The sequence below is a fragment of the Amycolatopsis sp. NPDC114478 genome, from assembly GCF_055633805.1.
The window spans coordinates 265,996-292,269 of sequence record NZ_JBVKDO010000011.1 but is presented as its reverse complement, the minus strand read 5'-3'; the positions used below and the strand labels follow the sequence as shown (position 1 = coordinate 292,269).

Below are 26,274 nucleotides of genomic sequence, written 5' to 3'. Positions count from 1 at the left end.
TCAGCGCGCCCGCGGTATGCGGACCTGGGCGGCCGGGGCCAGCTCCAGGATCCGCTGCAGCCGGGCCCGCCCCAGCCGGTGGAGCATCTCCCCGAGTTCCTCCGCCGCGATGCTGCCTTCGAGGTCGAGCCGCGTCACCTTGACGACGCGGTCGATCTCCCCGGCGGGAAGCCGGCTCCCGAACTCCCCCGCCAGCCACACCCCGACCTCGTCCACGACGTCGTCCGCCCGGTGGCTCAGTACGGTCATCGCTCTCGCTCTCCTCGGTTCGGATCGCCTTCACCCAGGTCGGAGCCGGAAAATTCCGGTCCGACGCAGAACCGACGAGCCCGCTACCTGGCCATGACGCCGATTCGCGGAAATTCGTGGCACAAAAGCTTTCCGTGTCCGGACCGGTGAGTACCGTGACCACCTGCTTTCACTCACATGGGCTGTTCGCCGCCGCAAGTTGTCGGCCGATCGGGTGGAAAACGGCGGAAGATCGCCGAGGCCGCGTACGGGCCAGGACTCTGGAGACGTCCGGTAGTGCGGGCGTTCCCTTGCGGGACGCGGAAACGGAGACGCGACCCATGGCCCGGTACGACCGGACCGACCTCGGGGCGTACAGCCTCGGGTTGCTCGACGCCGCCGAAGCGGCGCGGGTGGAGCGGCACCTCGCCGCGTGCCAGGACTGCCGCCAGGAGGTCCGGGAGTTCGAAGCCGTGCGCTCGATGCTCGACCACCTCGGCCGCTCACAGTCCACTTAGGACACTTCGCGGAAACTGTCGGTGCCCGCCGGTACCGTCCGCGCCATGACCGACTTCCTGACCACCACCCGCCACACCTACGCGATCGTCGCCGAGAACTACGACCAGTTCGCGCCCCCGATCGCCGAGGACGTCCAGGACCGCGCGCTGCTCACGGCGTTCGCGGACCTCGTCCGCGATGAGGGCCCGGTGGCCGACCTCGGCTGCGGAACCGGCCGGGTGACGGCGTACCTGGCTTCGGCGGGCCTCGACGTCACGGGGATCGACCTGTCACCGGAGATGCTGGCCATCGCCCGCCGCGACCACCCGGAGCTGCGGTTATCCGAGGGTTCGCTGCTGGAGCTGGACCTGCCGGACGGCGGTCTCGCGGGCGCGGTGGCCTGGTATTCGATCATCCACACCCCGCCGGCCCGGCTGCCCGAGGTGGCCGCGGAGCTGTTCCGGGTCCTGCGCCCGGGCGGCCACCTGCAGCTCGCGTTCCACGTCGGCGACCGGCGGCACCACCGGACGGACGGGTACGGGAAGGACGGTTTCTCCCTGGACATCTACTGGCTGCCCGTGGAGCGGGTGTGCGGACTGCTGTCCGGCGCGGGGTTCGAGATCCTGACGCAGGTGCTGCGCGACCCGGCGGCGCGGGTGCCGCAGGGTCGGGTGCTGGCCCGGAAACCGGCCGAGTGACCCAGGCCGGGCGGTTCAACGCCGGAGTCGTTCGCGCACACCCGTTGCCCGACCCGCCAGAATCCTTGACTGGACTAGACCAATCTGTTCTAGTGACCGGTGTCACCCTCGTCCCGGCCGGATGAGCACACCCCCTCCGAAACCGGGCGCCCCCGCGTCCGGGCTTCGTCGTGGCCGAAGGAGTGAGCCAGTTTTGAGAAGACGTCTTGTCGCGGTCCTGTCAGCATTCGCCGCCGTCGCCGGGCTCGTGCTCGGCGTGCCCGCCGCCACCGGTCAGACCCCGCAGGCCGCGGCCGCCGCGTGCAGCGGGCCCGACTGGGTCGCCGGCCAGTGGTACGACGTGGGCGCGGTCGTGAAGTACACCAACGGCAGCTACTACCGCGCCAAGAACGCGAACCCGGGCTACGACCCGATCATCAGCACCTGGTACTGGGAGCCCTACAGCTGCGACGGCGGAGGCGGCACCACCTGCAGCTACCCGAACTGGGTCGCCGGCCAGTGGTACGACGTCGGCGCGATCGTCCGTTACACCAACGGCGGCTACTACCGCGCGAAGAACGCCAATCCGGGCTACGACCCCATCATCAGCACCTGGTACTGGGAGCCCTACAGCTGCGGCGGCGGCACCGACCCGGGCAACCCCGGCGCGTTCGTCATCAGCGAAGCGCAGTTCAACCAGATCTTCCCCGGCCGCAACTCCTTCTACACCTACAGCGGCCTGACCGCGGCCCTCTCGGCCTACCCCGGCTTCGCGAACACCGGCAGCGACACGGTCAAGAAGCAGGAAGCCGCCGCGTTCCTCGCGAACGTCAACCACGAAACCGGCGGACTCGTCTACATCGTCGAGCAGAACACGGCCAACTACCCGCACTACTGCGACGCGAGCCAGCCCTACGGCTGCCCCGCCGGCCAGGCCGCGTACTACGGCCGCGGCCCCATCCAGCTGAGCTGGAACTTCAACTACAAGGCCGCGGGCGACGCGCTCGGCATCGACCTGCTCGGCAACCCCTGGCAGGTCGAGCAGAACGCGGCCGTCGCGTGGAAGACCGGGCTCTGGTACTGGAACACCCAGAGCGGTCCCGGCACCATGACCCCGCACAACGCCATGGTGAACGGCAGCGGCTTCGGCGAGACCATCCGCAGCATCAACGGCTCGATCGAGTGCAACGGCGGCAACCCCGCCCAGGTGCAGAGCCGCGTCGACAAGTACCGCCAGATCACGTCGATCCTCGGCGTCGACCCCGGCGCCAACCTCTACTGCTGACCTGACGCGAGCGGCTCACCCGCCCAGCGGGTGAGCCGTTCGCCGAGCAAGGCGCCCACCGCCGCGCGGTGGTCGTTCACGTAGAAGTGCCCGCCCGGGAACGACTTCAGCTCGAACTCCCCGGACGTGTGCGCCGCCCACCGCCGGGCCTCCGCCTCCGACACCTTCGGATCGCAGTCCCCGACGAGCGCGACGATCGGGCAGCTCACGTCCGGACCGGGCCGGTAGCGGTAGGTCTCGGCGGCCCGGTAGTCGTTGCGCAGCACCGGCAGCACCATGCGGACGAGCTGGGGGTGTTCGAGCACCCGCGTGTCGGTGCCACCCAGCCGCCGCACGTCGGCGAGCAGCTCGTCGTCTCCCCCCTCGTGGATCCGCGACGCGCGGGGGGCCGACGGGGCCCGGCGCGCGGACACGACCAGCCCGCGCACCCGGGGCCCGAGCCGCCGCGCGACCTCGAACGCCAGGCTCGCGCCCATGCTGTGCCCGAAGAACACCACCGGCCCGGCGACCTCGGCGGCGAGCACGCCGGTCAGCCGGTCGGCGAGCACGAGCAGGTCGTCCACCAGGGGCTCGGCGTGGCGGTCCTGCCGGCCCGGGTACTGCACGGCCAGCACGTCGATCGCCGGGGCCAGCGCCGCCGAAGCCGCGTGGAAGCAGCTCGCCGACCCGCCGGCGTGCGGGAACAGCACGAGCCGCGGCGCGCCGGGTGCCGCCGAGTGGAAGCGCCGGAGCCACGGCCGGGAATCCGTCATGCCGCGAATGTCGCAGGCCGGCCCGGGCCGGGTCGACGCCAATCGTGCGGAAAGCCGGGCGGGTCCCGGCGGTGCGGACTCCGCGACCCGCCCGTTCCCTCCCTCCTCAGCGGGTCACTCCGCCCGCCACAGCGCGGGGACGGCCGGGGGTTCCCAGCCCGGCTGGGCGGTGTGCCCCTGCAAGCACACGTAGCCGCGGCCGCCGTAGGTGACCCGGGCACCGGCCGCGTAGCTGGTGCCCGCCGCCCAGGGGGTGCCGCCGGGCGGGGTGGAAGTCGGCGGGTTCGACGTCGGCGGGGTCGATGTCGACGTCGGCGTCTGCGGGACGTCCAGCACGAAGTCGAAGGCGCCTTCCTTCGCGGAGCCGTTGTCCCGCACGGTCATCAGCAGCCGCGCGTCGAAGATCGTGTCGGTGTTGTTGCGCGGCTCGTTCGGGAAGTAGAGCTGGGTGGTCAGGATCGGCCGGCCGGGCGCCTGGACCTTGACGTGGATGTGCCGGGTGCGGCCCGGGTAGAGGCCGGGCACGATCGTCGAGAGCCGGAACGCGCCCTGGGCGTCGGTGTACTGGTGGCCGCGGAAGGTGTAGCCGGTGTTGTCGTACGCGCCGTTGACGTCGACCTGCCAGAAGTCCAGCAGCGCGCGGCTCACCGGCAGGCAGGCGCGTCCGAAGACGTAGCCTGACACGGTAAGGCGCGTGCCCGGCGTGCCGGGCGTGACGAGGTCGGTTCGCTCCGGCGAGTTCGGCTTGAAGTACGGACCTTCGGTCTGCTCGATCGTCGGCTCGTCGCCGTCGTGGCAGGCCGGGGTCAGTTCCGGGGCCTGCCCGCCGGCGACGGTGGTGCGGGCGAGCGCGGGGCCGCCGATCAGCGCGACCGGCGCGGCGACGCCCGCCGCCAGCACGGCGCGCAGCACGGTCTTGCGGCTGAGCTTGCTGTCTTCGTCCATGCCTCGAACGTAGGCAGCGCACCGGGTCCGCGGCGATGGACTGGACCGGTCAGTCGTGGTGATTCTCCCCGCCACGCCGGTAGTCGCCGGGGCTCAGCCCGGTCTCCCGGCGGAAGAACCGGCAGAAGTAGGCGGGGTCGGTGAACCCGACGCGGACGGCGACCTGCCGCACGGTGAGGTCCGTCCGCAGCAGGAATCGCTGGGCCTCCCGGGTCCGCGCTTCGCGCAGCAGCTGCGCGGCGGTGCGTCCGGTCGCCGCTTTGACGGCCTCGGTGAGGTGGCCGGGCGTGACGCCGAGGCGACCGGCGTGCGCGGCCACCGACCACAGCCCGAGGTCGGGCCGGGCGGTGAGCCGGGTGAACTCCGCCGCGACCGCCCCGGCCGGCGCGGGTGGCGGTGCGCCCAGCAGCCGTCCGGCGCGCACGAGCAGGACGTGCAGGAGCGCCCGCAGCACGGACTCGTCGCCGTGCCGGCGTTCTTCGACGAGATCCGCGATCAGCCGCGTGACCACGGCGTCGGTGCGCTCGTCCAGCACCGGCCACGGCCCGGCGCTGAGCCGCCGCAGCCGTTCGCGGTCGGCCGGATGGTCGAGCAGGAAGTCGTCGGTGAACAGGACGACGTGCCCGGTGAGGCCCCGCACGCCGGCCCAGTGGTGCACCTGCCCCGGCGTGATGGCTCCCAGGTGCGGCGGCCGCAGCGGCCACCGGTCGGTGTCGACGACGTGCGTGCCGGTGCCGCCGGTGACGTGGACCAGCTCGTGGAAAGTGTGCCGGTGCGGGAAGTCCGCGCGGGAGAGCGGCCCGACGTCGTCGAACGTCCCGGCCGCGAACGGCGGCGCGGGTGGCGCCGGCACCTCCAACCGGTGCATCGGCAGCTCACCCGGCCGCGGCGGCGGGCACGGTGTCCCCGGTGGAACGGTCGTTCCCCGCATGGCCAAAAAGTCTAGACCAATTCACGGACTGTTCGCGGCTTTTGCCCCGATGATCGCAATACGATGGTCGGGCACGAAGAAGGGGCCGGTCCACTGTGGACCGGCCCCTCCCGGGTACTGACTGACGCTTACGCGCGGCTGCGCCGGCGGTTCACCAGCAGCATCAGCGCGCCGCCACCGAGCAGGAGGCCGCCGACGGTGAACGGAACCGCGGCGTCGACGCCGGTGTTGGCCAGTTCGCCGCCCCCGCCGGGCGAGCCGGCCGGGGTGGTGCTCGGCGCCGTGGTCGGAGCGCCGGCCTCGGTCCAGCTGGCGGCCGCGTTCGCGGTCACCTCGGCCTTCTCCGAGTCGGCGACGATCAGCGACTGCGCCGGCGTCTGGTCGTAGTTCTCCGCGACGAACAGGCGGCCGGTGTCCAGCTCGCCGGTGGCCTTGAGCGTGAAGCCGCCCTTGCCCGGCTTGGTGCCCGCCGGGACGTCGACGAACAGCTTGCTGCCGTCCTTGACGTCGGAGTTCTTCAGCTCCTTGCCGTCGGCGTCGGTGATCTTGACGCCCTCGGGCAGCTGGCTGGTCAGGGAGGTGATGTCCCCGCTGGTGGCGACGCTGAACGGGCCGATCTTGCCGCCGGCCGCGCCTTCGGTCTTGTCCGAGGCGATGTTCAGGGTCGGCTTCGGCTGCTCGCCGATGCCCTTGTTCTGGTCACCGGTGAAGTAGGCGTAGAGCGCGGCGACGTCGGCGTTCGCGCCGGCGTCGTCCTCCTCGGCCAGCGGCTTGGTGCCGTCCAGGTTCACGCCGTCGCTGAAGTGCCACACGGCGGCCTGCGTCGCGGCGATGGCCTCGCGCTCGGAGATGCCGCCGTGGGTCTCGACGCCGGCCTTCTTCAGCGCCGCGCCGAGGGCGTCGAGGCCGGTGCCCGGGTAGCCGTGGTGCAGGACCCAGTTGATCTTGCCGCTGTTGTCGTTGAACGACGTCTTCGGCTTGGTGGGGTACTTGCTCCACGGCCGCTCGACCATGTCGACGTCGGCGCGCAGGCCGACGGTGATCTGCACGCAGTACAGCTTCAGCGTGCTGCCGTTGGACAGCTTCATGTCGAACAGTTCGGCGATGTAGTCGCCGCCCCGGCCGAGGTTGAGCCGGTAGCCGACCGTGCCGCCGTCGGCGATGACGCGGCCGCGGGCGGCACCGTCGTCGGCGGCGAGGGCGGCCGGCGAGCTGATCATGACGGCGGCGGCCGCGGCGAGAGCCGCGATCCCGCCACGCACGAGGGTGGACCTGACCTGCATAAATCTCCTATCCGAGCCCGAACCACGACGGAGTGGCCGCGTACCCCCGCCGACGGCCACCGATTCGGGTGAGCGATCACCCGGTCAAGCGAGACCGGAGCCTACACGGACCTCACAAGTGCTACGCAGGGTGTCCCCACTATCTCGAATGGGGCGAAGAATTGCCCAAAACGGCTGCCGGAAATGACTATTCAGGCAACCGTGGGTCGCAACCCGGTGGCCATTCGCCCGATGACCGCCGCGTACTCCGCCTTCAGCCGTGGTTTGTCCACATCGGACGCCTCGGCCAGTGCCATCCCGGCCGTGCCGACCATGCCGAACACCAGCCGCGTCGTGGTCTCCAGCGGCTGGTCGTCGATGTCGCCGCCGTCGACGAGCGCCTTGATCAGCTGCTCGACGAGGCCGTACGCGTACTGCTCCTCGGCCGCCTGCCAGCGCACCCAGCCGAGCGCGATCGGCGCCTCCCGCCAGACGAGCTTGCCGTAGACGGGGTCGCAGCAGCGGTCGAGGAAGGCGTCGAGGGCCGAGAACGCCGCCGACCACGGGTCCGCCGCGCGCGCCGCCGCGTTCGCGGACACCTCCAGCGCGCCCGTCTCGAGCTCCTCGAAAACCGCTTCGAACAACGCTTTCTTGCTGGCGAAGTGGTGGTAGATGGCGCCGCGCGTGGCCTGGATGTCGGCGGCGATGTCTTCGAGGGCCGTGCCGGCGAAGCCGTCCTCGGCGAACCGGCGGGTGGCCGCGGCCAGCAGGGCGGCCCGGGTGGCCTCGGAGTACTGCTCCCGCCGGCTCTTGACAGTCGACATGCGCAAAGCATAGGACATACACTGCGTATGTCACCGACACGGTGTAGGTACGGGGGTAGGCCATGACGAACACCGACGAGCTCCTCTTCAACCCGTTCGCGCCCGGGTTCTTCGAGAACCCGTACGAGCAGTACAAGCTGCTGCGCGACGAAGACCCGGTGCAGAACCACCCGCTGGGGTTCTGGTTCGTGTCGCGCTACGAAGACGTCTCGACGCTGCTGCGGGCGGGGTTGTCGGTGGAAATCGAGAACCTGGCGGAATCGCCGTTGGACTTCTCCGCCGCCGGCGAGGACGCGGGCGCGCTCAACCGCTCGATGCTCGACCGCGACCCGCCCGACCACACGCGCCTGCGTTCCCTGGTGACGAAGGTGTTCACCCGCCGCGCGATCGCCGCGCTGGAGCCGAAGATCGTCGGGCTCGTCGACGCGGCGCTGGACCGCATGGCGGAGAAGGGGACCTGCGACCTGGTCGAGGAGCTGGCGTTCCCGCTCCCGTTCGCGGTGATCTCCGAGATGCTGGGCATGCCCCCGACGGACCACTCCCGAATCCGCGAGCTGAGCGGAACCCTGGTCCGCTCCTTGGAGATCGTCGCCGACGAGGAAACGGCCCGCGCGATCGCGGCGGCGGACGCGGAGCTGACGGGCATCACCCGCGAGGTGATCGCCTGGAAGCGAGCCAACCCGGCGGACGACTTGCTGACGGCGCTGATCGCGGCCGAGCACGACGGCCACGTCCTGGACGGCGACGAACTGGTGGCCCAGGTGGTGCTGCTGTACGTGGCGGGCCACGAGACAACGGTCAACCTGATCGCGAACGGCGTCAACGCGCTGCTGCGCAACCCGGCCCAGCTGGCGCTGCTGGGAGCTCAGCCCGACCTGGCGGCGAACGCGGTGGAGGAGTTCTTGCGGTACGACTCCCCGGTCCAGCAGACCCGCCGCGTCACGACCGCGCCGTACACCGTGGCGGGCCGCGAGATCCCGGCGGGAACGTTCGTGCTGGCGTGCTTGGGCTCGGCCAACCGCGACGAGAGGTTCTTCGGCCCGGACGCGGCGGAGTTGCGTTTGGACCGCCCGGAAGCGCGCCACCAGGTGTCGTTCGGAGCGGGCCCCCACCACTGCCTGGGCGCGGCGTTGGCGCGGTTGGAGGGTCAGGTCGCGGTGAGCCGTTTGGTACAGCGGTTCCCGAAGCTGGGCTTCGCGGGCAAGCTGGAGTGGAACGGCCGCATCAACCTCAGGGGGCCGTCGAAGTTCCCGGTGACCGTGCACGCCTGACCGGACGGCCGGCGGGGATCGGCTGCACCGCGGTGGGCCACCCGCGAGAGCGCGGGCGGCCCACCGAAGGCAGCGTCAGCGAACGCCGACGCCGGTGGTGTAGATGTCCTGGTCGTTGGCGATCGACGCGTTCGGCGCGCCGGCCTGGCAGGTGCGCGGCGGGGTGCCGGGCGTGCCGGTGCCGGGGCAGAGGAACAGGTCCGGCGGGCGGGTGTCCGACCAGACCGGGTACGCGGTGCGGGCCGTGACGGCGATTCCGGCGTAGTCACCGTAGAACGTGCCGGTGAACTGCGTCGGCGGCGGCATGCTGCCCGACGTCGCCCGGGTCTGGGTGAACCCGGCGGAGACCGTGATGTCCGAGAAGCCGGTCGTCTCGTCGGCGCCGTACTGGCGGTCGTAGTAGCTGACGGCGAAGGTGCCGTCCGGGGTGAACGCGGCGCCCTGCCAGAACTGATCGGTCCGGGCCTGGCCGGGCGCGGTGGTGACCACCGGCAGCTGCCGGACATCGGTGGTACCGCCGGCGAACGAGGCACCGGCGTTCGTCGAGGCCGACAGGACGATGTCGTTGTTGCAGCCGCCGTTCTTCACGCCGGTGTAGGTGTTGATGCCGGTCGCGGGGTTGAACCCGGTCGGCGTGCAACCGTTGGCCTCGTTGGAGTTCCGGCTGATGTACGAGCCGTAGGTGACCAGGATCCGGCGCGGGTTGCGCGGGTCGACGCCGCCGATCGGGTAGTTGCTCGCGCGGAACACCGAGTTGGCCGACGGCCCCTTCTCCGGGACGCAGGCGCGTCCGGGGTCCTGGCCGTTCTGGTAGGTCGCGCAGTCGGGCAGCTCGTGGTAGTTCCCCACCAGTACCGGGGTCGAGAAGCTTTGCCCGCCGTCGGCCGAGCGGGCCAGCAGGACCTGGTTGTGGTTGTCCGCCGCGTTCGCGGTGGCGTTGTTGAAGTTGTTGAACACCACGTACAGCGCGCCGTCCGGACCGACGAACGGCTGCGAGTCCTGGTTCTGGTTGCACCGGCCCCGCGGCGTCGGGAAGCCGAGAGCGTTGGCGCACAACGGAGTGTCGGCGCTGACCAGCACCGGCGCGGAGAACGTTTCGCCGTAGTCGGCGGAGTAGGCCTCGTAGATGTAGCCGGTGCCGTCGTCGGCGAAGGTCGTCCAGGACACGTAGACGCGGTCGCGGAACGGGCTGCGGGGGTTGCTGTCGACGGTGAGCAGTTGCTTGTCCAGCAGGAAGTTCCCGGCGCCGGCGGTGTCGTCGTGGGTGGCGACGGGACGTCCGGGGAAGTTCCAGGACGCGCCGTCGGTGCCGGTCGAGCGGAAGACCAGGAACGCGCTGGACTGGTCCGGGTTCGGCGACACGGCGCTGCCGCGGTTGAACACCTGGCACGACAGGTAGGCGTTGCCGCGCGAGTCCCACGCCACCGACGTGTCGCCGCCGGACTGCCAGTACTCCCGGGCCGCGCCGCCGAAGTCGGTGCCGCGGCTGAAGCCGTTCGGCGTGGTCGCGTCGGTCCAGGTGCGGGCGCCGTCGAGGGAGTAGCTGACGCCGCACGTGCCGTCGCCGCGGCGGTAGTCGTTGTAGGTGGCGATGACGTGACCGGGGTTGTTCGGGTCGGCGGCCGCCCAGGTCTCGTTCTGCGCCTGGGCCCGGCCCTGCAGATCGGGGTCGGAGAGGTTCAGGCAGTTCTGGTTGACCTTGACGTTGGCGCCGAAGCGGTTCGCGCACGGCGCGGCGGCCGAGGGCGTGGCCCGGTTCGGGGCCAGTGCTCTGGCGGCGTTCGCCGGGTCTTCGCCGTTGAGGACCGTCGACAGCAGCCCGGAGACGTGGCGCTGCTGCACCGGGTTGAGCTGGTGGTAGCCGAACGGCTGGGCGGTGGCCGGGGCCACGGCGAACACGCCGAGCGCGGCCGTACTCAGAATCGTCACGCTGATCACGGAAATGGTGCGGGGACGCGACACGGGCGTGCTCCCTCTTTTGACCGGTATTTCCGGTTTGCGGTCAGCCACACGGAATCGTCCGTGCCTTGGCCGCCGTGGGAATGGTCGTCCCGAAACGCCCCATCGTTACCCGGGTGTCCACTGTCCACAGGGGAGCAAGTAAGCGCACGGCCAACTGTTCCGCCGTTCGGCCGCCCCCGAACGGGTCTGGATCGGTGGAGACCTCTTTACGGCACCCGATCCGAGTGGCTGGATCGACAGTCGTCATGGCCCGCAGCGGCGACCCCGCTGCCCGCCTCACTGCCGCACCTCACCGGAGAAGGTGAACGCGCCATGCCGCTTTCCCGAAGAATGCTCACCGCCACCCTGCTGCCCGCCGTCGTGGTCGGCGGCCTGCTGGTTTCCGCGACGTCCGCGTCCGCGAACGTCGCCGTGACCCAGGTCAGCACCGATCCGTTCACCGACGCGCAGGCCCAGCACAGAACCGAGGTGGAGCCGGACACCTTCGCGTTCGGCTCGACGATCGTCTCGGCCTTCCAGGTCGGCCGCGTGTTCGGCGGCGGGTCGTCCGACATCGGGTTCGCCACCTCCACCGACGGCGGCGCCAGCTGGACCCAGGGCTTCCTCCCCGGCACCACCGCCAACACCGGCGGCCCCTGCGGCCAGATCAGCGACGCCTCCGTCGCGTTCGACGCCAAGCACAACGTCTGGCTGATCTCCTCCCTCGGCGTCAACTGCCCCACCGGCGAGCCGGTCCTCACCAGCCGCTCCACCGACGGCGGCAAGACCTTCGGCAACCCCGTCACGACGGCGACGGGTTCGCTGGACAAGAACTGGATCGTCTGCGACAACACCGCGACCAGCCCCTTCTTCGGCAGCTGCTACACCGAATACGACATCACCAGCTCCGGTGACTCGCTCCGCATGAAGACGTCCACCGACGGCGGCCTCACCTGGGGGCCGGCCCGCGCCCCGTCGGGCACGCACACCGGGCTCGGCGGCCAGCCGGTCGTGCAACCCAACGGCACCGTCGTGGTCCCCTACCTGTCGCTCAACGACCAGATCCGCAGCTTCCGCTCCACCAACGGCGGCTCGAGCTGGACGTCGACTACTCAGGTCGCCTCGATCAGCCACCACAACGCGGCGGGCGGCCTGCGCGAAGAAGCCCTGCCCAGCGCCGAAATCGACGGCACGGGCACGGTCTACGTCGCGTGGTCGGACTGCCGGTTCCGCTCCGGCTGTCCGAGCAACGACATCGTGCTGAGCAAATCCGCCAACGGCACCACCTGGACCACGCCCACCCGCGTACCGATCGACGCGACGACCAGCACGGTGGACCACTTCGTCCCCGGCATCGGCGTCGACCCCTCGACCTCGGGAACGAGCGCCCGCATCGGCCTGACGTACTACTTCTACCCCACCGCCAACTGCACCGCCTCGACGTGCCAGCTCGACGTCGGGTTCATCTCCTCGACCAACGGCGGCACCAGCTGGAGCACCGCCACCCAGGTGGCCGGGCCGATGAACCTGTCGTGGATCCCGAACACCTCCCAGGGCCGCATGTTCGGCGACTACATCTCAACATCGGTCCGAGCCGGCGGCAACGCCTTCCCGATCATCCCGATCGCCTCGGCCCCAAGCGGCTCGACGTTCACGATGGGAATGTTCGCCCCAACCGGCGGCCTGCCGATAACGGGCGGCACCCGCCGTACGGCTGAGACCCCCGCATCACCGGCGGCGGTTGAACAATCCGTGCTGACCGCGTTCTGATCGAAGGGAGCCGGCCCTGCCCCGCGCCTAGGTGAACGACGCGGCGGCAGGGTCTGCGGGGTGCCCCCGACGGGACTCGAACCCGCACTGAATCGATTTTAAGTCGACTGCCTCTGCCGGTTGGGCTACGGGGGCACCGCACACTCTAGGCGATCGCCTCAGTTAAGCGTCCACGACTGGTTCGCTGCCCCCGTGCAGGTCCAGATCTGCAACGGTGTTCCGTCCGCCGAGCTCGGGCCCGTTGCGTCCAGGCACTTGCCCGACGCCGGGTTCACCAGCTGGTTTCCGCTGTGCGTCCACTGCTGGGCGCCCGTTCCGTTGCAGTCGTACAGCTGGACCTTCGTCCCGTTCGCCGTTCCCGCCGCGTTCACGTCCAGGCATTTGCCGAGTGCTCGAAGCGAAGAACCGGAAGACGTCCACTGCTGGGCGTTCGTCCCGTTGCACGTGTACAGGTCCACCGTCGTGCCGTTCGCCGAGGACGCTCCTGCCACGTCGACGCACTTTCCGCCGTAGCCCGTGATCGTTCCGCCCGACGAAGGCGGCGGGGTGGTCGTGCCGCCCGTGATCGCGTTGAAGATGCGCGAGTACGCGTACCCCGTTGCCCGGTCGTAGTCCTGCAACTCCCAGAACGACAACTCCGCGACGCCGTTGGAAGCCGCGAAGCTCTCCAGCTGCTGGGCGTCCGACTGGCTGAACTGGGCGCCGTCGTCGTTGCGGCCCGCGATCGGCGTCAAGCCCATCAACGCGTACGCCGCCGACGTCGAAATGCCGTACAGGCTCGCCAGCTGGGATGCCGATGCCCGGGCCGCCGACAGGGCGTCGCCCAGGACGGGCTGGCCGTCGTAGAAGTCCATCACCATCAAGTTGACCACGCTGACCTTGACGCCCTTGCTCTTGGCGTCGCGCAGGAGGTCGAGCTCGTTCGACGGGATGCCCGTCGGGTCGACGGCGAGGGTGTAGTCGACCTGGACCGCGCCGTTCTGCTGCTGCAACGCCGCCAGTGCCGAGTTGCGGCGCTGGTTGGACGCCGTGTCGTTCAGGACGCCGCCCTCGATGTCGAAGTCCAGGCGGGGTGTGCCGTACGTGTTCACGACGTTCGCGTACGCCGCGGTCAGGCTGGCCGTGTTCGTGCACGTCTGGGCGAGCTCGCCGCCTTGGGCGCCGCCGAACGACGGGATCACGTTGCCGCCCGCCGCCTGCAGGGCGCTGATCTGCGACTTGAACGAGCCGACGCCGGTGCCGTTCGCCTCCCACACCGGCGTGCAGCCGGACTGCGGGGTGAGGAACGCCAGCGTGTAGAACTTCGTGCCGGTCGCGTTCAGGTCGGCGGCCAGCTGGCCGGCGTCGGCGTCGCTGATCTGCAGGTACGGCGCCGCGTAGTGGGCGGGGAACGCGCCCCCGGCCGCGGCGGCGGTCGAGGGGGTCGTGGCGAGGACGGCGGCACTCACGACCGCGGGCAAAGCCGCGGTGAGGGCACGGGAAACGCGCATGCGAGCTCCAAGGAGGGGACCGTGGGGAGGGAGCCGGAGCGGACTTATTCCGCGTTGTGAAGAAAGGGTTTACCCGCTCACCGACCCAGTTGTCCAGACCATGTCACTCACCGGCACACAGCCGGTCATTTCCCTGCAATAGCCCCGAAAACGACGAATGCCCCCGGCCACGAGGGCCGGGGCATTCGACGAAAGAGCGTCAGGACTTCGAGACGCGCGCGAACTCGTCCTTCGGGTTGTTGATCTGACCCAGCGAAACGACCTCACGCCGGAACAGCCCACCCAGGATCCAGTCGAACAGGATGCGGATCTTGCGGTTCCACGTCGGCATCGCCTTGAGGTGGTACGCGCGGTGGAAGAGCCACGCCGGGAAGCCCTTGATCTTCAGGTTCAGCGCGTCCGCGACGCCCTTGTGCAGGCCGAGGCTGGCCACCGCGCCGAGGTTCTTGTGGTAGTAGTCCTTCGGCTTGCCGCCGCGGATCACCTTGATGATGTTCTTCGCCAGCAGCGTTGCCTGGCGGACCGCGTGCTGGGCGTTCGGCGGGCAGGTCGCCGTCGGGTCCTCTTCGGTGCGCGAGAGGTCCGGGATCGCCGCGTTGTCGCCCGCGGTCCACACGTCCGGGTGGCCGACGACCTGCATGGCCGCCGTCGCCTCGACGCGGCCGCGCTTGTCGAGCGGCAGGTCCGAGTTGGCCAGCACCGGGTTGGCCTTCACGCCGGCGGTCCAGATCAGCGTGTCGGTGTCGAACTCCGTGCCGTCCGAAAGCACGACGTGGCCGTTCTCGAACGACTTCGCCGCCGTCGACAGGTAGACCTCGATGCCGCGCTTCTCCAGCTGCTCGACCGTGTAGACACCGAGGGTCTCGCGGACCTCCGGCAGGATCCGGCCGGCCGCCTCGACGAGCACCCAGCGGATGTCGGAGGTCTTGATGTTCGGGTAGTAGTTCTCCACCGCGAACCGGGTCATGTCCTCGAGCTCGGCCAGCGCCTCGATGCCGGCGAACCCGCCGCCGACGACGGTGAACGTCAGCAGGCGCTTGCGCAGCTCGGGGTCCAGCGTGCTGGCGGCCTCGTCGAGCTTGGTCATGATGTGGTTGCGCAGGTAGATGGCCTCGCCGATGGTCTTGAAGGCGATGCCCTGCTCGACCAGGCCCGGGATCGGGAGGATGCGGGCGACGGCGCCGAGCGCGACGACCAGGACGTCGTAACCCAGCTGCTCGATGTGGCCGTCGGCGGCCTCGACCGTGACGGACTTCTTCTCGTTCTCGATCTTGGTGACGCGCGCGGTCAGCACGTGGCAGCGCTTGAGCACCCGCCGCAGCGGCACGACCACGTGCCGGGGCTCGATCGCGCCGGCCGCGGCCTCCGGGAGGAACGGCGCGTAGGTCATGTGGGGCTGCGGGTCAACGACGGTCACGGAGGCCTCGTTGGCCCGGAGCATCTTCTGGAGGCCGTACGCCGTGTAGAGCCCGACGTACCCACCACCGAGGACGAGGATCCGAGTCGGTTCCGACTTCGACTTCGCAGCAGCCATGTCCTCATGGTGACACCTTCGCCGCGACCTCGCTCGGGGGCCCCATCCGGCTGTGACCAGCGTCGCTGCGGTTTCCGTAACGATTCAGTCGTGCCCTGTCACCGAGGTCGCGGCGCGGAACACGTCCGCCACCATGGCGTGGGTCACGCGGCCGGTCTGGACATTGCGTGGCGAGACGTGGTAACAGCCGAAAAGCCGCAGGTCGCCCAGCTCCACGACCGCGCCGTGCGCGAACGCCGGACGCGGCTGCGGCACCGGCCAGCCCGCCGCGGCGAGCACGGGCAGTAACGCCTGCCAGCCGAACGCCCCGAGCACCACGATCGAGCGCAGTGTCGGACGTAACAGCGTCAGCTCCTCCGCGAGCCACGGGCGGCACGTGTCGCGCTCGGCCGACGTCGGCTTGTTCTCCGGCGGGGCGCAGCGCACCGGCGAGACGAGCCGCGTGCCGTACAGCTCGAGGCCGTCGCCGATGGCCGTCGACGTCGGCTGCGACGCGAGGCCGACCTCGTGCAGCACCCGGAAGAGGAAGTCCCCCGACGGGTCGCCGGTGAACATCCGGCCGGTGCGGTTCGCGCCGTGCGCGGAGGGCGCCAGACCGACCACAGCGAGGGAGGCGTCCGGCGGCCCGAAGCCCGGCACCGGCCGTGCCCAGTACTCCTCGCCGCGGAACGCCGCTTTGGTGCCCGCCACGCCTTCGCGCCACGTGACCAGCCGCGGACAGGCGCGGCACGCCGAGACAGCGGCGTCGAGCTGGGCGAGGGACCTCATCGCAGCGCCGCCCGGGACAGCCGGTCGGCCCGCCGCGTCGTCTCGGGGAGGCGGTAGCGCGGGGTCAGCGCCAGGGTGAGCCGGCAGGCGTGGGCCAGGCCGACGCGGTGGCCGGCCGAGACGTACACCGGTTTGACGCCGTCCTGGGTCCGCAGCACCGCGCCCACCTCCTCCCCCGCGTCGACCAGCGGCACCGACGAACCCCGTGGCTCCGGCGGGACGCCGTGCGAGCCGACGAACCGGGTCTTGCCGACGCCGAACGCGGGCCACCCGGTCAGCACGCCGAGGTGGCAGGCCAGGCCGAAGCGCCGCGGGTGGGCGAGGCCGTGGCCGTCGCAGACCAGGACGTCCGGCTCGTGGTCCAGCCGGTCGAGCGCGGCCAGCAGCGGCGGCAGCTCGCGGAAGGCGAACAGGCCCGGTTCGTACGGGAAGACGGCCCGCGCGCGGTGCGTCCGCTCCTCCACGACCGTCATCCCGGCGGTCTCCAGGGTGACGACGGCCGCGGCGATCTCGCCGGTGCCGTCGTAGGCGACGTCGAGGCCGGTCACCGTCGGCGGCAGCTCCGGGAGGTCGTCGGTGAGGTCCACCAGGCCGCGCAGCCGTTCCTGGACGGCGAGCGCCTCCTCGACCGTCGCCGGCCAGTCCCCGGTGTGCACCAAGTCACCCTGCCACAACTAGGTTGGGGCCATGGCGGACACGACCCCCGAAGAGGCCCCCGAGAAGAAGACCGGATCTTCATCGGAGACGACGGAGATCCCGGCCGAGCCGACCGACGACATCGTCACGACTCAGCACACGCTCACCGTGAAGCGCAAGAAGCTCGCGTACACGGCGAAGGCGGGCCGGATCGTGCTCCGCAAGGAGATCGTCAAGGACGGCAAGTCCGAGGGCTTCAAGGCGAAGGCGGAGGTGTTCATCACCTCCTACACCCTCGACGACGCCGAGCCGGGCTCGCGGCCGGTCACGTTCGCCTTCAACGGCGGCCCCGGGTCGTCGAGCCTCTGGCTCCACCTGGGCCTGCTCGGGCCGCGCCGGGTGCTCTCCGGCGACGTCGACGCCCCCGAGCCGCCGCCGTACGGGCTGGCCGACAACCCCGAGACACTGCTCGCGCACAGCGACCTCGTGTTCATCGACCCGGTGTCCACCGGCTACTCGCGGGCGGCCGAGGGCGGCGAGACGAAGGACTTCCATAGCTTCAAGGGCGACATCGAGTCGGTCGGCGAGGTGATCCGGCTCTGGGTGTCGCGCCACCAGCGCTGGCTGTCGCCGAAGTTCCTGGCCGGCGAGTCCTACGGCACGCTGCGCGCCGCGGGGCTGGCCGCGCACCTGCAGGAGCGGTACGGGCTCTACCTCAACGGCCTGCTGCTGATCTCGTCGGTGCTCGACCTCGGCACGCTGCGGTTCACCGAGGGCAACGACCTGCCGTACTCGCTGTACGTGCCGACGTACGCGGCCATCGCGCACTACCACGGCCTGCACGGCGAGCGTCCGCTCGACGACGTCCTCGCCGACGCCGAGGACTTCGCGGCGAAGGAGCTGCCGTGGGCGCTTTCGCGCGGCGCGCGGCTGTCCACACAGGACCGGGCGGAAGCGGTCGCCACGCTCGCGTCGCTGACCGGGCTCACCGAATCCTATGTGGACCGGTTGAACCTGCGGATCGAGCACGTGCGGTTCTTCACCGAGTTGCTGCGCGACCGCGGCCTGACGGTCGGGCGGATGGACGGCCGCTTCACGACGTGGGAGCCCGACGGCGGCCGCGAGCACATGAGCGACGACCCGTCGATCTCCCGCGTGGTCGGCGCGTACGCGGCGGCGTTCAACCACTACGTGCGGGCCGAGCTCGGCTACGAGAACGACCTGCCGTACGAGATCATCCACGAGGACACGTTCCGGGCGTGGTCGTACTCGGACTTCGAGGGCCGCTCGGTGTCGGTGGTGGACTCGCTGGGCGCGGCGATGCGGGCGAACCCGCACCTGCAGGTCCACGTGGCGTTCGGCCACTACGACGGCGCGACGGCGTACTACGCGGCCGAGCACGTGCTGGCCCACCTGCAGATCCCGGAGGAGCTGCGCGACAACATCGACACGGCGTACTACCCGGCGGGGCACATGATGTACGTCCACGAGCCGACGCGGGTGCAGCAGTCGAAGGACCTCGCGAAGTTCGTCAAGAAGGCCTCGAACCGCTGAGCTTCACCGGTCTCTGGAGAGGTCGCGCTCCAGGGACCGGTGGAGGTCGTCGTTGCGCTCCCGGACGTCCGCCCAGGCCGGGCTGGTGTGCACGATCTCCTTGGCCTCGGCCAAGGAAGCATCGGTTAGCGCGCGGACCGCGCGGATGCTGTCCACCTGCGTGAACCCGCCCTCACGCAGCTCGGCGAGCACGGTGTCGAGCGGGACGCCGGCGGCCAGGCGCGTCATGGCTTCGAGCGGGCTGTCGTCGATCACGTCCCCAGTCTGCCCGCGTCAGCGGGCTTCCGGGGGCGACCAGCCGACCTCGGTCCCCCGTGGCACCGGGTCGCCGTAGTGCCCCGGCGGCAACCGGCCCGTCCCCCGGCGGTTCTTCGGCGAACACGGTGTCGACGATCGGCGGGACCGCGACCATGGCGGGTGCGGCCACGTGGATGTTTTCCGCCAGCAGCGCGCGGTGCACCGCCGGCGAGGCCGGTTCCTCCGCGAGCACCGGGGCCCGCAGGAACCCGGTCAGGACGACGGCCTGGCAGAGCGCGCTCATCCCGAGCAGGGGTTCGCGGGTCGCGTCGGGCCACGGGTGGGTCGTCTTCGCGAGCCGCCGCTGCCTGGGACCGGATGCCCGACCACATCGCGAGCTGCGCGGCGAAGTAGAGCGTTCGGCTCCCGAGCGCCCGGCCGAACGCGGCGGCCGAACCGGCAATCCCCGGTTCGCCAGCCAGCGCGACGCACTCCGCCCGGCTCACGCCGGCACTCCGTACTGCCCCTCCGCGGGCAACGCCGGAACCCTCCGCCGCTGGGCGTCCACCACGGCGCCGACCGCGAGCAGGGCGAGCCAGAAGAGGGCGATGGCGAGGACCGCACCACCACCGAACGTGATCGCCGGCGACGCCAGGTACCAGCCGCCGAGCACCTCGGCGGGCGCGGGCGGTCCAGGCGCCGGGCCCCCAGCCGGACCGCCGGTCGCCTGTACGGCGGTGCAGCCACGCCGTCGTCGAGATCAACGCGATCAGCAGAGGCAGGAAGCCGTTGGCCAGCAGGTCGGCGCGATCCACGCCAGGCAAGAGCCGCAGAAACGGGTAGCCGAGGATGACGGTGCCGAGCACCGCGGCGACCGGGGCGAACGCACGCCCTTGCCGCCGCGGGGCTGAGCCGCGCCGTCAGCAGCGTGGCCGGCTCGGCCACGCGGACGCCGTGCCGCTTCAGCCACTTCGCCGCCGCTCACTCCTCCGCCGTCACGATCATCGGGCCTCCCCTTCTCCTTACCGGCCGTAGAAGCCTGGCGGCAGCTTGCGGCGGCGCGTCACGAGCCAGCCGGTCAGCTGGGCGCCCAGCGTCACCACGGCGAACGCGACCGCCGTCAACTCGAGCCAGCCGGGCAGCCGCCCGGCGGCCACGGTCGCGGGCAGCGCCGCGAAGGCGAACACCGCCGACGGTGCGTACCGATAGGCGTCTTGGGCCCGGAGCAGGGCGTCGACCGCCCGCGAGGCGGCGTCCTCCGCGATGACCGGGGCGCGCAGGATCCGCCCGACGACCGCGACGGTGACTCCGGCGCCCACGGCCAGCGCGGCGGTCTGGGCGAAGGCGTCGAAGGTCGGGTCGAGCAGGATCATCGCCGCGCACAGGGCCGCTCCGCCGGCGAAGGTGATCGCGGTGGTGGCCAGGTACCACCCGCCGACCTGCCGCGCGGCGTCCCGCGGCGCCGGCGAGGTGCCGGTGCCCGCCCAGCGCTCGGCGACGTCTTCGCGGCGGCGGAACTCCCGTGGACGGACCAGCAGCAGGACGGCCAGCACGACGAAGAGCAGCCCCAGCCGGCCGGGCACCTCCCGCAGGAAGGTGCCCGAGAAGAGCACGAGGACGTAGCCGGCCCCGAACCACGGCGACACCGTCCGGGTGGCCCACTCCCGGGAACCGAGCCTCAACGAGAGCAGCCGGGTCGGCAGCCACACCCGCACGCCCCGCCGGGCCAGCCACGCCCGGGCGGCGGCCACCTCGCCGACCGTCGGCTCGCCCGGCAACCGCGGATCGACCGGCAACGCCGGTTCACGCACGTCCACCCGAACCTCCCCCTTGTCCCGCTGGAACCGCCCGAGGCCGTGAAAAGGTTGCTGCGCAAAGCGAAACGGCCCACCTCCGGGCGGAAGTGGGCCGTTCACGGGAAAACCTACTTCAGGTACTGCGTCCCGTGGGTCACCGCGGAGTACGCGTCGACCGCGCCGTGGCCGTAGAAGCCGTTGAACGACGGGTCACCCACGCACGTCGCCGTGAACGTCGCGTCGCGGCCTTCCTTCAGGTAGTCCACCGTGCGCGGGACCGGGCAGGCGATCTTCGACGCGGTGCCCTCGAGCACGCGCTGGACGGCGTCCGGCGAGAGGCCGAAGCCGCCGTGCGACGGCTTGCCGTACTGCGAAACGATCAGTGCCGCGACACCGGTCGCGTGCGGGGTCGCCATCGACGTGCCCTGCAGCCACTGGTAGTAGCCGACGCGGCCGTCGGGCGCCGTTGCCTTCTGGATGCCCGCCGTCGTGCCCGCCGCGGTGATGTTGCCGTCGGCGTCGATGTTTCCGGCCGCCACCCCGACGTTCTTCGGGTACGTCGAGAGGATCTCGTTCTGCAGCGTGCGGAACCACGGAGTGCCGAAACCGTCGCGGAAGTAGCCGCCCGGCGCGGAAACCGAGATCTGCTCGGTGCCGTAGTTCGAGTAGTCCGCCTTCGCCTGCGACGGCCCGAACGAGCTGACGCCGATCGTGTGCGGGCCCTCGACCGGCAGGCTCAGGCAGGTCGAGTTGTCGACGGTCCGCGGGTGGGTGCTGCTGCTCGGGTAGTCCGGGCTGGTCGTGTCCGGCTGCGGCGCGCCGAGGTCGGTGTGCTGGTTCCCCAGCGCGACGACCGAGGTGACGCCCTTGCGGTACGCGTAGTTCAGCGCGCGGGTCGTGGCCTCGATGATCGTGCGCTGCTCGGCCTGCTCGGCGGGCGAGTCCGCCGGGTTCGCCGTGCAGTTGTACAGCCACGGGTCGGTGTAGAAGGACATGTTGACCACGTCGATGCCCGCGTCGCCGGCGTAGGTCAACGCGTCGACGGTCGGCTGCAGGAAGAAGAACCCGGAGTCCTGGCCGGCGCGGACGTTCACCAGCGTCACGTTCGGCGCGACGCCGGAGACGCCGAAGTCGTTCAACGCGGCGCCGATGGTGCCCGCCACGTGCGTGCCGTGGCCGTTGTCGTCGTGGTCGACCGGGTCCACGCAGCCGCGGAACTCGCAGGGCCCGTCGACGACGGTGCCGTTGACGTCGGTGGGGATGTCCTTGGTGAAGTTGCGCGAGTCGGCGTAGTCGAAGTTCGGGGCGATGTCGGGGTGCGTGCCGTCGACGCCGGTGTCGATGATGCCGACCTTGACGCGCTTGTCGCCACGCTGCACCGTGTGCGCGAGGTCGGCGCGCACGGCCTGCTGCCCCCACAGCTGGCCGTCGAGCGGGTCGGTCTTGATCGGCTGGGGCTTCTTCGCGGCGGCCTTCGGTGCCGCGGCGGCGGTGCCCTGGCCCTCCTTCTCGACGGCGTCCGGCTTGGTCTTCGGGGCGCCGTCCTTGGGTGCCTTGCCGATCACGCGTTCCTTCGCGGCGCCGAACACGGCCCGGTTCGCGTTGACGCGTTCGGCGAATCCGGTGGCCGGGGCGCTGGCCTTGATGAGGCCGACGGCGGTGTTGGTCTCCAGCACGGTGCCGCCGGCGGCCTTGATCGCCTGCTGGGCGGTGCCGATGCTCTGCGTGTCCTTGGCGAGCACGGTGAACTCGGTCGCCGGGCCGGACAGCGCGGGCTGCGCCGACGCGACCGGGACCGCGACGGCCGAGATCGCCCCGAACAGCGGGACGGCCATGGCCGCGGCGAGAAGCCTGGGTCTCTTCACGTTTCTCCTCCTCCGGAAAGCGGTTCCTGCACCGTATAGATCGGACATTGCGCAAACAACGGCCAAACGTACGTTATGGAACAACCGACTTCTGCTCCGCGAAGTGACAAGCTGACAAGTGGCCGTCGGTGCGCGGCTCCAGCAGCGGGACGTCGGTCGCGCACACGTCCTGCGCTTTCCAGCACCGCGTCCGGAACCGGCACCCGGACGGGGGATCCAAGGGACTCGGCACGTCCCCGGTCAGCCGGATCACCTGCCGCTGCCCGCGCACGGCCGGGTCGGCCACCGGCACCGCCGACAGCAGCGCCTGGGTGTACGGGTGGGACGGTCGTTCGTAGATCTCCTCGTCCGTCCCGATCTCGACGATCCTGCCGAGGTACATCACCGCGACCCGGTTGGACAGGTGCCGCACCACGGACAGGTCGTGGGCGATGAAGACGTACGACAGCCCGAACTCGCCCTGCAGGTCGCCGAGCAGGTTCATCACCTGCGCCTGGATCGAGACGTCCAATGCGGACACCGGCTCGTCGCAGATGATCACCTTGGGCCGCAACGCCAGCGCCCGCGCGATGCCGATGCGCTGGCGCTGCCCGCCGGAGAACTGGTGCGGGTAGCGGTTGAGGTGCTCGGGGTTGAGCCCGACGACTTCCAGGAGCTCCTGCACCTTCTTCGCCCGCGACCCCTTGGGCGCCACGTCGGAGTGGATCTCGAAGGGCTCGCCGACGATGTCGCCGACGGTCATCCGCGGGTTCAGCGAGGTGTACGGGTCCTGCAGCACGATCTGGATCTCGCGCCGCAGCTTCCGGAGTTCAGTGCCCTTCATGGAAAAGATGTCGCGGCCCTCGAACTTCGCCGTGCCGCCGGTGGGTTCTTCGAGGCGCATCAGCACCTGGGCGAGGGTGGACTTGCCGCAGCCGGACTCGCCGACGACGCCGAGCGTCTCGCCCGGCAGCAGATCGAACGAGACGCCGTCGACGGCCTTGACCTGGCCGATCGTGCGCTTGAACAGGATGCCGGTGCGGACCGGGAAGTACTTCTTGAGGTCGGTGACCGACAGGATGGGTTCAGGCACGGGAGTTCACCACCTCTTCGGCGAAGTGGCACGCGCTGGTCCGGCCGAAGCCGATACCGAGCGGCGGCGGGACTTCCTCGCTGCACCGCGCTTCGGCCCGTTTGCAGCGCGGGTGGAACGGGCAGCCCGGCGGGATGTCCAGGAGGCTCGGCGGCAGGCCCTTGATGGTCTCCAGTGTCTGTCCTTTGAGGTCGAGCCGGGGCAGCGAGTCCATCAGCGCGGCGGTGTACGGGTGGGCCGGCGCGCGGAACAGCTCGACGACGTCGGCCTGCTCGACGATCCGGCCCGCGTACATCACCGCGATCCGGTCGGCGACCTCGGCGACCACGGCCAGGTCGTGCGTGATCAGCACGAGTCCCATCTTGCGTTCGGCCTGGATCTCGGCCAGCAGGTCCATGATCTGGGCCTGGACGGTGACGTCGAGGGCCGTGGTCGGTTCGTCGGCGATGAGCAGGTCCGGGTCGAGGGCCAGTGACATCGCGATCATCGCGCGCTGGCGCATGCCGCCGGAGAACTGGTGCGGGTAGTCCTTGACCCGCCGTTCGGCGGCGGGGATGCGGACGATGTCGAGCAGCTCGATCGCCCGCTTCCGGGCGTCCTTTTTGGACATCCCGAGCCGCACGCGCAGCTGTTCCTCGATCTGGAAGCCCACGGTGAACACGGGGTTCAGCGCGGAGAGCGCGTCCTGGAAGATCATCGCGATCTCACTGCCGCGGACCTCACGACGTCGTTCGTCGGACGCGGTCAGCAGGTCCTCGCCGCGCCAGCGGACGGCGCCGGCGGTGATCACGCCCGGGGGCATGTCGAGGATGCCCATCACCGTCTGCGCGGTGACGCTCTTCCCGGAACCGGATTCGCCGAGCACCGCGAGCGTCTCGCCGGCGTGCACCGAGTAGCCGACGCCGTTGAGCACGTTGGCCACGCCGTCGGACGTCCGGAACTCGACGTGCAGGTCCTCTACTTCGAGCAGGAGTTCGTTGTCGGACAAGAGGATCTACCTCGACTTCGGATCGAGCGCGTCGCGGATGCCGTCGCCCAGCATCACGAAGGCCAGCACGGTCAGGGTGACGAAGGCGCCGGGGAACAGCAGCATGTGCGGGTCGTTGCGGAAGTAGTCCCGCGAGTCGCTGATCATCACGCCCCACGAGATCACCGGCGGGCGCACGCCGATGCCGAGGTAGGCCAGCGTCGCTTCGGCGCCGATGAACGCGCCGAGCGCGATGGTCGCGTACACGAGCACCGGCGCGAGCGTGTTCGGCAGCAAGTGGCGGAAGATGATCCGCGGGGTGCTCGCGCCGAGGCCGCGCGCGGCCTTGACGTAGTCGAGCTGCTTGGCCACCAGCGTCGCCGACCGCATGATGCGCATGGCGACCGGCCAGCTCAGCACCGCGATCGAGCACACCACCTGGACGATGATGGTGACCGCGCCCGGGTTCGAGCCGGGCGCGTTGAACGTCGTCAGGATGACGATCGCGCCGAGCACGAACGGCAGGCCGGCGAAGATGTCACCGAAGCGCGACAGCAGGCTGTCGACGAGCCGGCCGTAGTAGCCGGCGAGGATGCCGACCAACGAGCCGATGAGGACGGTCAGCAGCGTCGCGAACACCCCGACCAGCACCGACGCGCGGGTGCCGTAGATGGTGCGGGCGTAGACGTCCTGGCCCTGGTTGTCGTAGCCGAACCAGGCGTCGGCGGACGGCCCTTCGTTGGCGTGCGCGAGGTCGCTGAAGCCCGCGTCGCGCGAGCTGAACAGGCCGGGCACGATCGCGATCAGCACGATCAGCACGATGATCACGGCCGAGGCGACGAACGCCGGCTTGCGCCGCAGCTGGCGCCACGCGTCGCTCCACAGGCTGCGGGGTTTCTGCGGGCCGGTGGCGGAGTCGTCGACGCGCGACAGCTCGGCCGCGTCGGCCCCGCCGCCGCCCACCAGGTTCGGGTCAGTCATAGCGGATCCTCGGGTCGAGAACGGCGTAGAGCAGGTCGACGATCAGGCTCATCAGCAGGTACACCAGCACCAGCAGGACGACCACGCCGACGACGGTCGCGCTCTCCCGGTTCTGGATGCCGCGGAAGATGAGCCCGCCCAGGCCGTTGATGTTGAACACGCCTTCGGTGACGATCGCGCCGCCCATCAGGGCGCCGAGGTCGGTGCCGAGGAACGTGAGGACCGGGATCACCGAGTTGCGCAGCAGGTGCACGAGCACGACCCGGCTCTGGGGCTGGCCCTTCGCGATCGCCGTCCGCACGTAGTCGGCGCGGCGGTTTTCGGCGATGCTCGTTCTCGCCAGCCGGGCCACGTAGGCCATCGACAGGCTGCCGAGCGCGATGCCCGGCACGATGAGCTCGCCGATGCCCGGGTCGTCCGACACGCTGGCCTCGATCAGGCCGAGGCCGTTGCTGCCCAGGGCGAGCTGCAGCACGATCGCCGTGACGAAGACCGGCAGGGAGATCAGGAACGTCGTCGAGACCAGGACGAGGTTGTCGAGGAAACCCTTGCCGCGCAGGCCGGTCAGCACGCCGGCGCTCAGCCCGATGACCGCCTCGATGACCACGGCGATCACGGCCAGGCGCAGCGTGATCGGGTACGACGTGGCGATCAGGTCGCCGACGGACGTGCCGTTGAAGGTCTCGCCCCAGTCGCCGGTGAACAGGCTCCCGAGGTACTTGAAGTACTGCACGAAGATGTTGTCGTTCAGGTGGAACTTCTCGGTCATCTGCGCGATGTAGGCCGGCGGGCAGGCGGCCTGGCCGCACTTGCCGGAGAACGGGTCGCCGGGCACGGCCCAGACCAGCACGTAGATGAGGAAGGTGGTGCCGAAGAACACCGGGATCAGCTGGAGCAGCCGTCGCAGGACATAGCGGGTCATGACGTTCCTAGTGCGCGCCGGCCGTCGTGAGCGGGAGAACCCTCCCGCTCACGACGGCGTGGTGGTGG

25 protein-coding genes and 1 tRNA gene are annotated in these 26,274 nt (G+C 70.6%); 6 read left to right on the top strand and 20 right to left on the bottom strand.

Annotated elements, in window-relative coordinates:
* Positions 1–249, bottom strand: coding sequence for a hypothetical protein (locus ACZ7OH_RS29290; RefSeq protein WP_470283741.1), 249 nt, complete (start codon positions 247–249; stop codon positions 1–3).
* Between the two features lie 320 nt (positions 250–569).
* Here ACZ7OH_RS29290 and ACZ7OH_RS29285 point away from each other — a divergent pair, with 320 nt between their 5' ends.
* From ACZ7OH_RS29285 to ACZ7OH_RS29275, 3 genes are all read left to right on the top strand, one after another.
* Positions 570–746: a zf-HC2 domain-containing protein gene (locus ACZ7OH_RS29285; protein WP_470283740.1), complete on the top strand. Its 177-nt coding sequence runs from the start codon at positions 570–572 to the stop codon at positions 744–746.
* Positions 747–791: 45 nt separating this feature from the next.
* Positions 792–1,424: a class I SAM-dependent DNA methyltransferase gene (locus ACZ7OH_RS29280; RefSeq protein ID WP_470283739.1), complete on the top strand. Its 633-nt coding sequence runs from the start codon at positions 792–794 to the stop codon at positions 1,422–1,424.
* A gap of 247 nt (positions 1,425–1,671) precedes the next feature.
* The gene (locus ACZ7OH_RS29275) at positions 1,672–2,688 is read left to right on the top strand and encodes a glycoside hydrolase family 19 protein (protein WP_470283786.1); all 1,017 of its coding nucleotides are present in this window, start codon (positions 1,672–1,674) and stop codon (positions 2,686–2,688) included.
* On the opposite strand, the gene ACZ7OH_RS29270 is transcribed toward ACZ7OH_RS29275, so the two are convergent.
* The 5 genes from ACZ7OH_RS29270 to ACZ7OH_RS29250 all read right to left on the bottom strand — a co-directional run bounded on the left by ACZ7OH_RS29270 (position 2,679) and on the right by ACZ7OH_RS29250 (position 7,402).
* Complete coding sequence (locus ACZ7OH_RS29270; protein ID WP_470283738.1) at positions 2,679–3,440, bottom strand: thioesterase II family protein; 762 nt, start codon at positions 3,438–3,440, stop codon at positions 2,679–2,681. The genes ACZ7OH_RS29275 and ACZ7OH_RS29270 overlap by 10 nt on opposite strands.
* Positions 3,441–3,554: 114 nt before the next feature.
* Positions 3,555–4,385 (bottom strand): dioxygenase family protein, encoded by an 831-nt coding sequence (locus tag ACZ7OH_RS29265; protein WP_470283737.1) that lies wholly within the window; start codon positions 4,383–4,385, stop codon positions 3,555–3,557.
* Between the two features lie 49 nt (positions 4,386–4,434).
* A complete protein-coding gene (locus ACZ7OH_RS29260) occupies positions 4,435–5,253 on the bottom strand; it encodes a helix-turn-helix transcriptional regulator (protein WP_470283736.1) in 819 nt (272 codons plus the stop codon).
* Positions 5,254–5,444: 191 nt separating this feature from the next.
* Positions 5,445–6,599, bottom strand: a complete 1,155-nt coding sequence (locus ACZ7OH_RS29255; protein ID WP_470283735.1) for a thioester domain-containing protein — start codon at positions 6,597–6,599, stop codon at positions 5,445–5,447.
* A 191-nt stretch (positions 6,600–6,790) separates the two neighbouring features.
* The gene (locus ACZ7OH_RS29250) at positions 6,791–7,402 is read right to left on the bottom strand and encodes a TetR/AcrR family transcriptional regulator (protein ID WP_470283734.1); all 612 of its coding nucleotides are present in this window, start codon (positions 7,400–7,402) and stop codon (positions 6,791–6,793) included.
* A gap of 62 nt (positions 7,403–7,464) precedes the next feature.
* Between ACZ7OH_RS29250 and ACZ7OH_RS29245 the strand changes: the two genes are divergently transcribed.
* Positions 7,465–8,673, top strand: coding sequence for a cytochrome P450 (locus ACZ7OH_RS29245; protein WP_470283733.1), 1,209 nt, complete (start codon positions 7,465–7,467; stop codon positions 8,671–8,673).
* Between the two features lie 75 nt (positions 8,674–8,748).
* Here ACZ7OH_RS29245 and ACZ7OH_RS29240 read toward each other — a convergent pair whose 3' ends face one another.
* Positions 8,749–10,602, bottom strand: coding sequence for an exo-alpha-sialidase (locus tag ACZ7OH_RS29240; protein ID WP_470283732.1), 1,854 nt, complete (start codon positions 10,600–10,602; stop codon positions 8,749–8,751).
* 345 nt (positions 10,603–10,947) lie between these two features.
* On the opposite strand from ACZ7OH_RS29240, the gene ACZ7OH_RS29235 reads away from it, so the two are divergent.
* Positions 10,948–12,384 (top strand): sialidase family protein, encoded by a 1,437-nt coding sequence (locus ACZ7OH_RS29235; protein ID WP_470283731.1) that lies wholly within the window; start codon positions 10,948–10,950, stop codon positions 12,382–12,384.
* Between the two features lie 61 nt (positions 12,385–12,445).
* Here ACZ7OH_RS29235 and ACZ7OH_RS29230 read toward each other — a convergent pair.
* From ACZ7OH_RS29230 to ACZ7OH_RS29210, 5 genes are all read right to left on the bottom strand, one after another.
* Positions 12,446–12,519 (bottom strand) — tRNA-Leu (locus ACZ7OH_RS29230).
* Positions 12,520–12,542: 23 nt separating this feature from the next.
* Positions 12,543–13,874: an RICIN domain-containing protein gene (locus ACZ7OH_RS29225; RefSeq protein WP_470283730.1), complete on the bottom strand. Its 1,332-nt coding sequence runs from the start codon at positions 13,872–13,874 to the stop codon at positions 12,543–12,545.
* A 199-nt stretch (positions 13,875–14,073) separates the two neighbouring features.
* Complete coding sequence (locus ACZ7OH_RS29220; RefSeq protein WP_400894923.1) at positions 14,074–15,408, bottom strand: NAD(P)/FAD-dependent oxidoreductase; 1,335 nt, start codon at positions 15,406–15,408, stop codon at positions 14,074–14,076.
* Positions 15,409–15,492: 84 nt separating this feature from the next.
* The gene (locus tag ACZ7OH_RS29215; protein WP_470283729.1) at positions 15,493–16,176 is read right to left on the bottom strand and encodes a uracil-DNA glycosylase; all 684 of its coding nucleotides are present in this window, start codon (positions 16,174–16,176) and stop codon (positions 15,493–15,495) included.
* On the bottom strand, positions 16,173–16,832 hold the full coding sequence (locus ACZ7OH_RS29210; protein WP_470283728.1) for an endonuclease V: 660 nt from the start codon (positions 16,830–16,832) through the stop codon (positions 16,173–16,175). The genes ACZ7OH_RS29215 and ACZ7OH_RS29210 overlap by 4 nt, the downstream gene beginning before the upstream one ends.
* Before the next feature lie 31 nt (positions 16,833–16,863).
* Here ACZ7OH_RS29210 and ACZ7OH_RS29205 point away from each other — a divergent pair, with 31 nt between their 5' ends.
* Positions 16,864–18,366, top strand: coding sequence for a S10 family peptidase (locus ACZ7OH_RS29205; RefSeq protein WP_470283727.1), 1,503 nt, complete (start codon positions 16,864–16,866; stop codon positions 18,364–18,366).
* Between the two features lie 3 nt (positions 18,367–18,369).
* Here the strand turns inward: ACZ7OH_RS29205 and ACZ7OH_RS29200 are convergent, their stop codons facing one another.
* The 8 genes from ACZ7OH_RS29200 to ACZ7OH_RS29165 form a co-directional block, all read right to left on the bottom strand.
* Entirely contained in the window at positions 18,370–18,621 is a 252-nt protein-coding gene (locus ACZ7OH_RS29200) for a hypothetical protein (RefSeq protein ID WP_470283726.1), read from the bottom strand.
* Between the two features lie 484 nt (positions 18,622–19,105).
* Positions 19,106–19,276, bottom strand: a complete 171-nt coding sequence (locus ACZ7OH_RS29195) for a hypothetical protein (RefSeq protein ID WP_470283725.1) — start codon at positions 19,274–19,276, stop codon at positions 19,106–19,108.
* Between the two features lie 349 nt (positions 19,277–19,625).
* A complete protein-coding gene (locus ACZ7OH_RS29190) occupies positions 19,626–20,420 on the bottom strand; it encodes a hypothetical protein (protein WP_470283724.1) in 795 nt (264 codons plus the stop codon).
* Positions 20,421–20,527: 107 nt separating this feature from the next.
* Positions 20,528–22,234, bottom strand: a complete 1,707-nt coding sequence (locus ACZ7OH_RS29185) for a S8 family serine peptidase (protein ID WP_470283785.1) — start codon at positions 22,232–22,234, stop codon at positions 20,528–20,530.
* A gap of 103 nt (positions 22,235–22,337) precedes the next feature.
* Positions 22,338–23,336, bottom strand: a complete 999-nt coding sequence (locus ACZ7OH_RS29180; RefSeq protein ID WP_470283723.1) for an ABC transporter ATP-binding protein — start codon at positions 23,334–23,336, stop codon at positions 22,338–22,340.
* Positions 23,329–24,324: an ABC transporter ATP-binding protein gene (locus ACZ7OH_RS29175; protein ID WP_470283722.1), complete on the bottom strand. Its 996-nt coding sequence runs from the start codon at positions 24,322–24,324 to the stop codon at positions 23,329–23,331. The genes ACZ7OH_RS29180 and ACZ7OH_RS29175 overlap by 8 nt, the downstream gene beginning before the upstream one ends.
* 6 nt (positions 24,325–24,330) lie before the next feature.
* Positions 24,331–25,284, bottom strand: a complete 954-nt coding sequence (locus tag ACZ7OH_RS29170) for an ABC transporter permease (protein ID WP_470283721.1) — start codon at positions 25,282–25,284, stop codon at positions 24,331–24,333.
* Positions 25,277–26,206, bottom strand: a complete 930-nt coding sequence (locus ACZ7OH_RS29165) for an ABC transporter permease (RefSeq protein ID WP_400894945.1) — start codon at positions 26,204–26,206, stop codon at positions 25,277–25,279. The genes ACZ7OH_RS29170 and ACZ7OH_RS29165 overlap by 8 nt, the downstream gene beginning before the upstream one ends.
* Between the last annotated feature and the right edge of the window lie 68 nt (positions 26,207–26,274).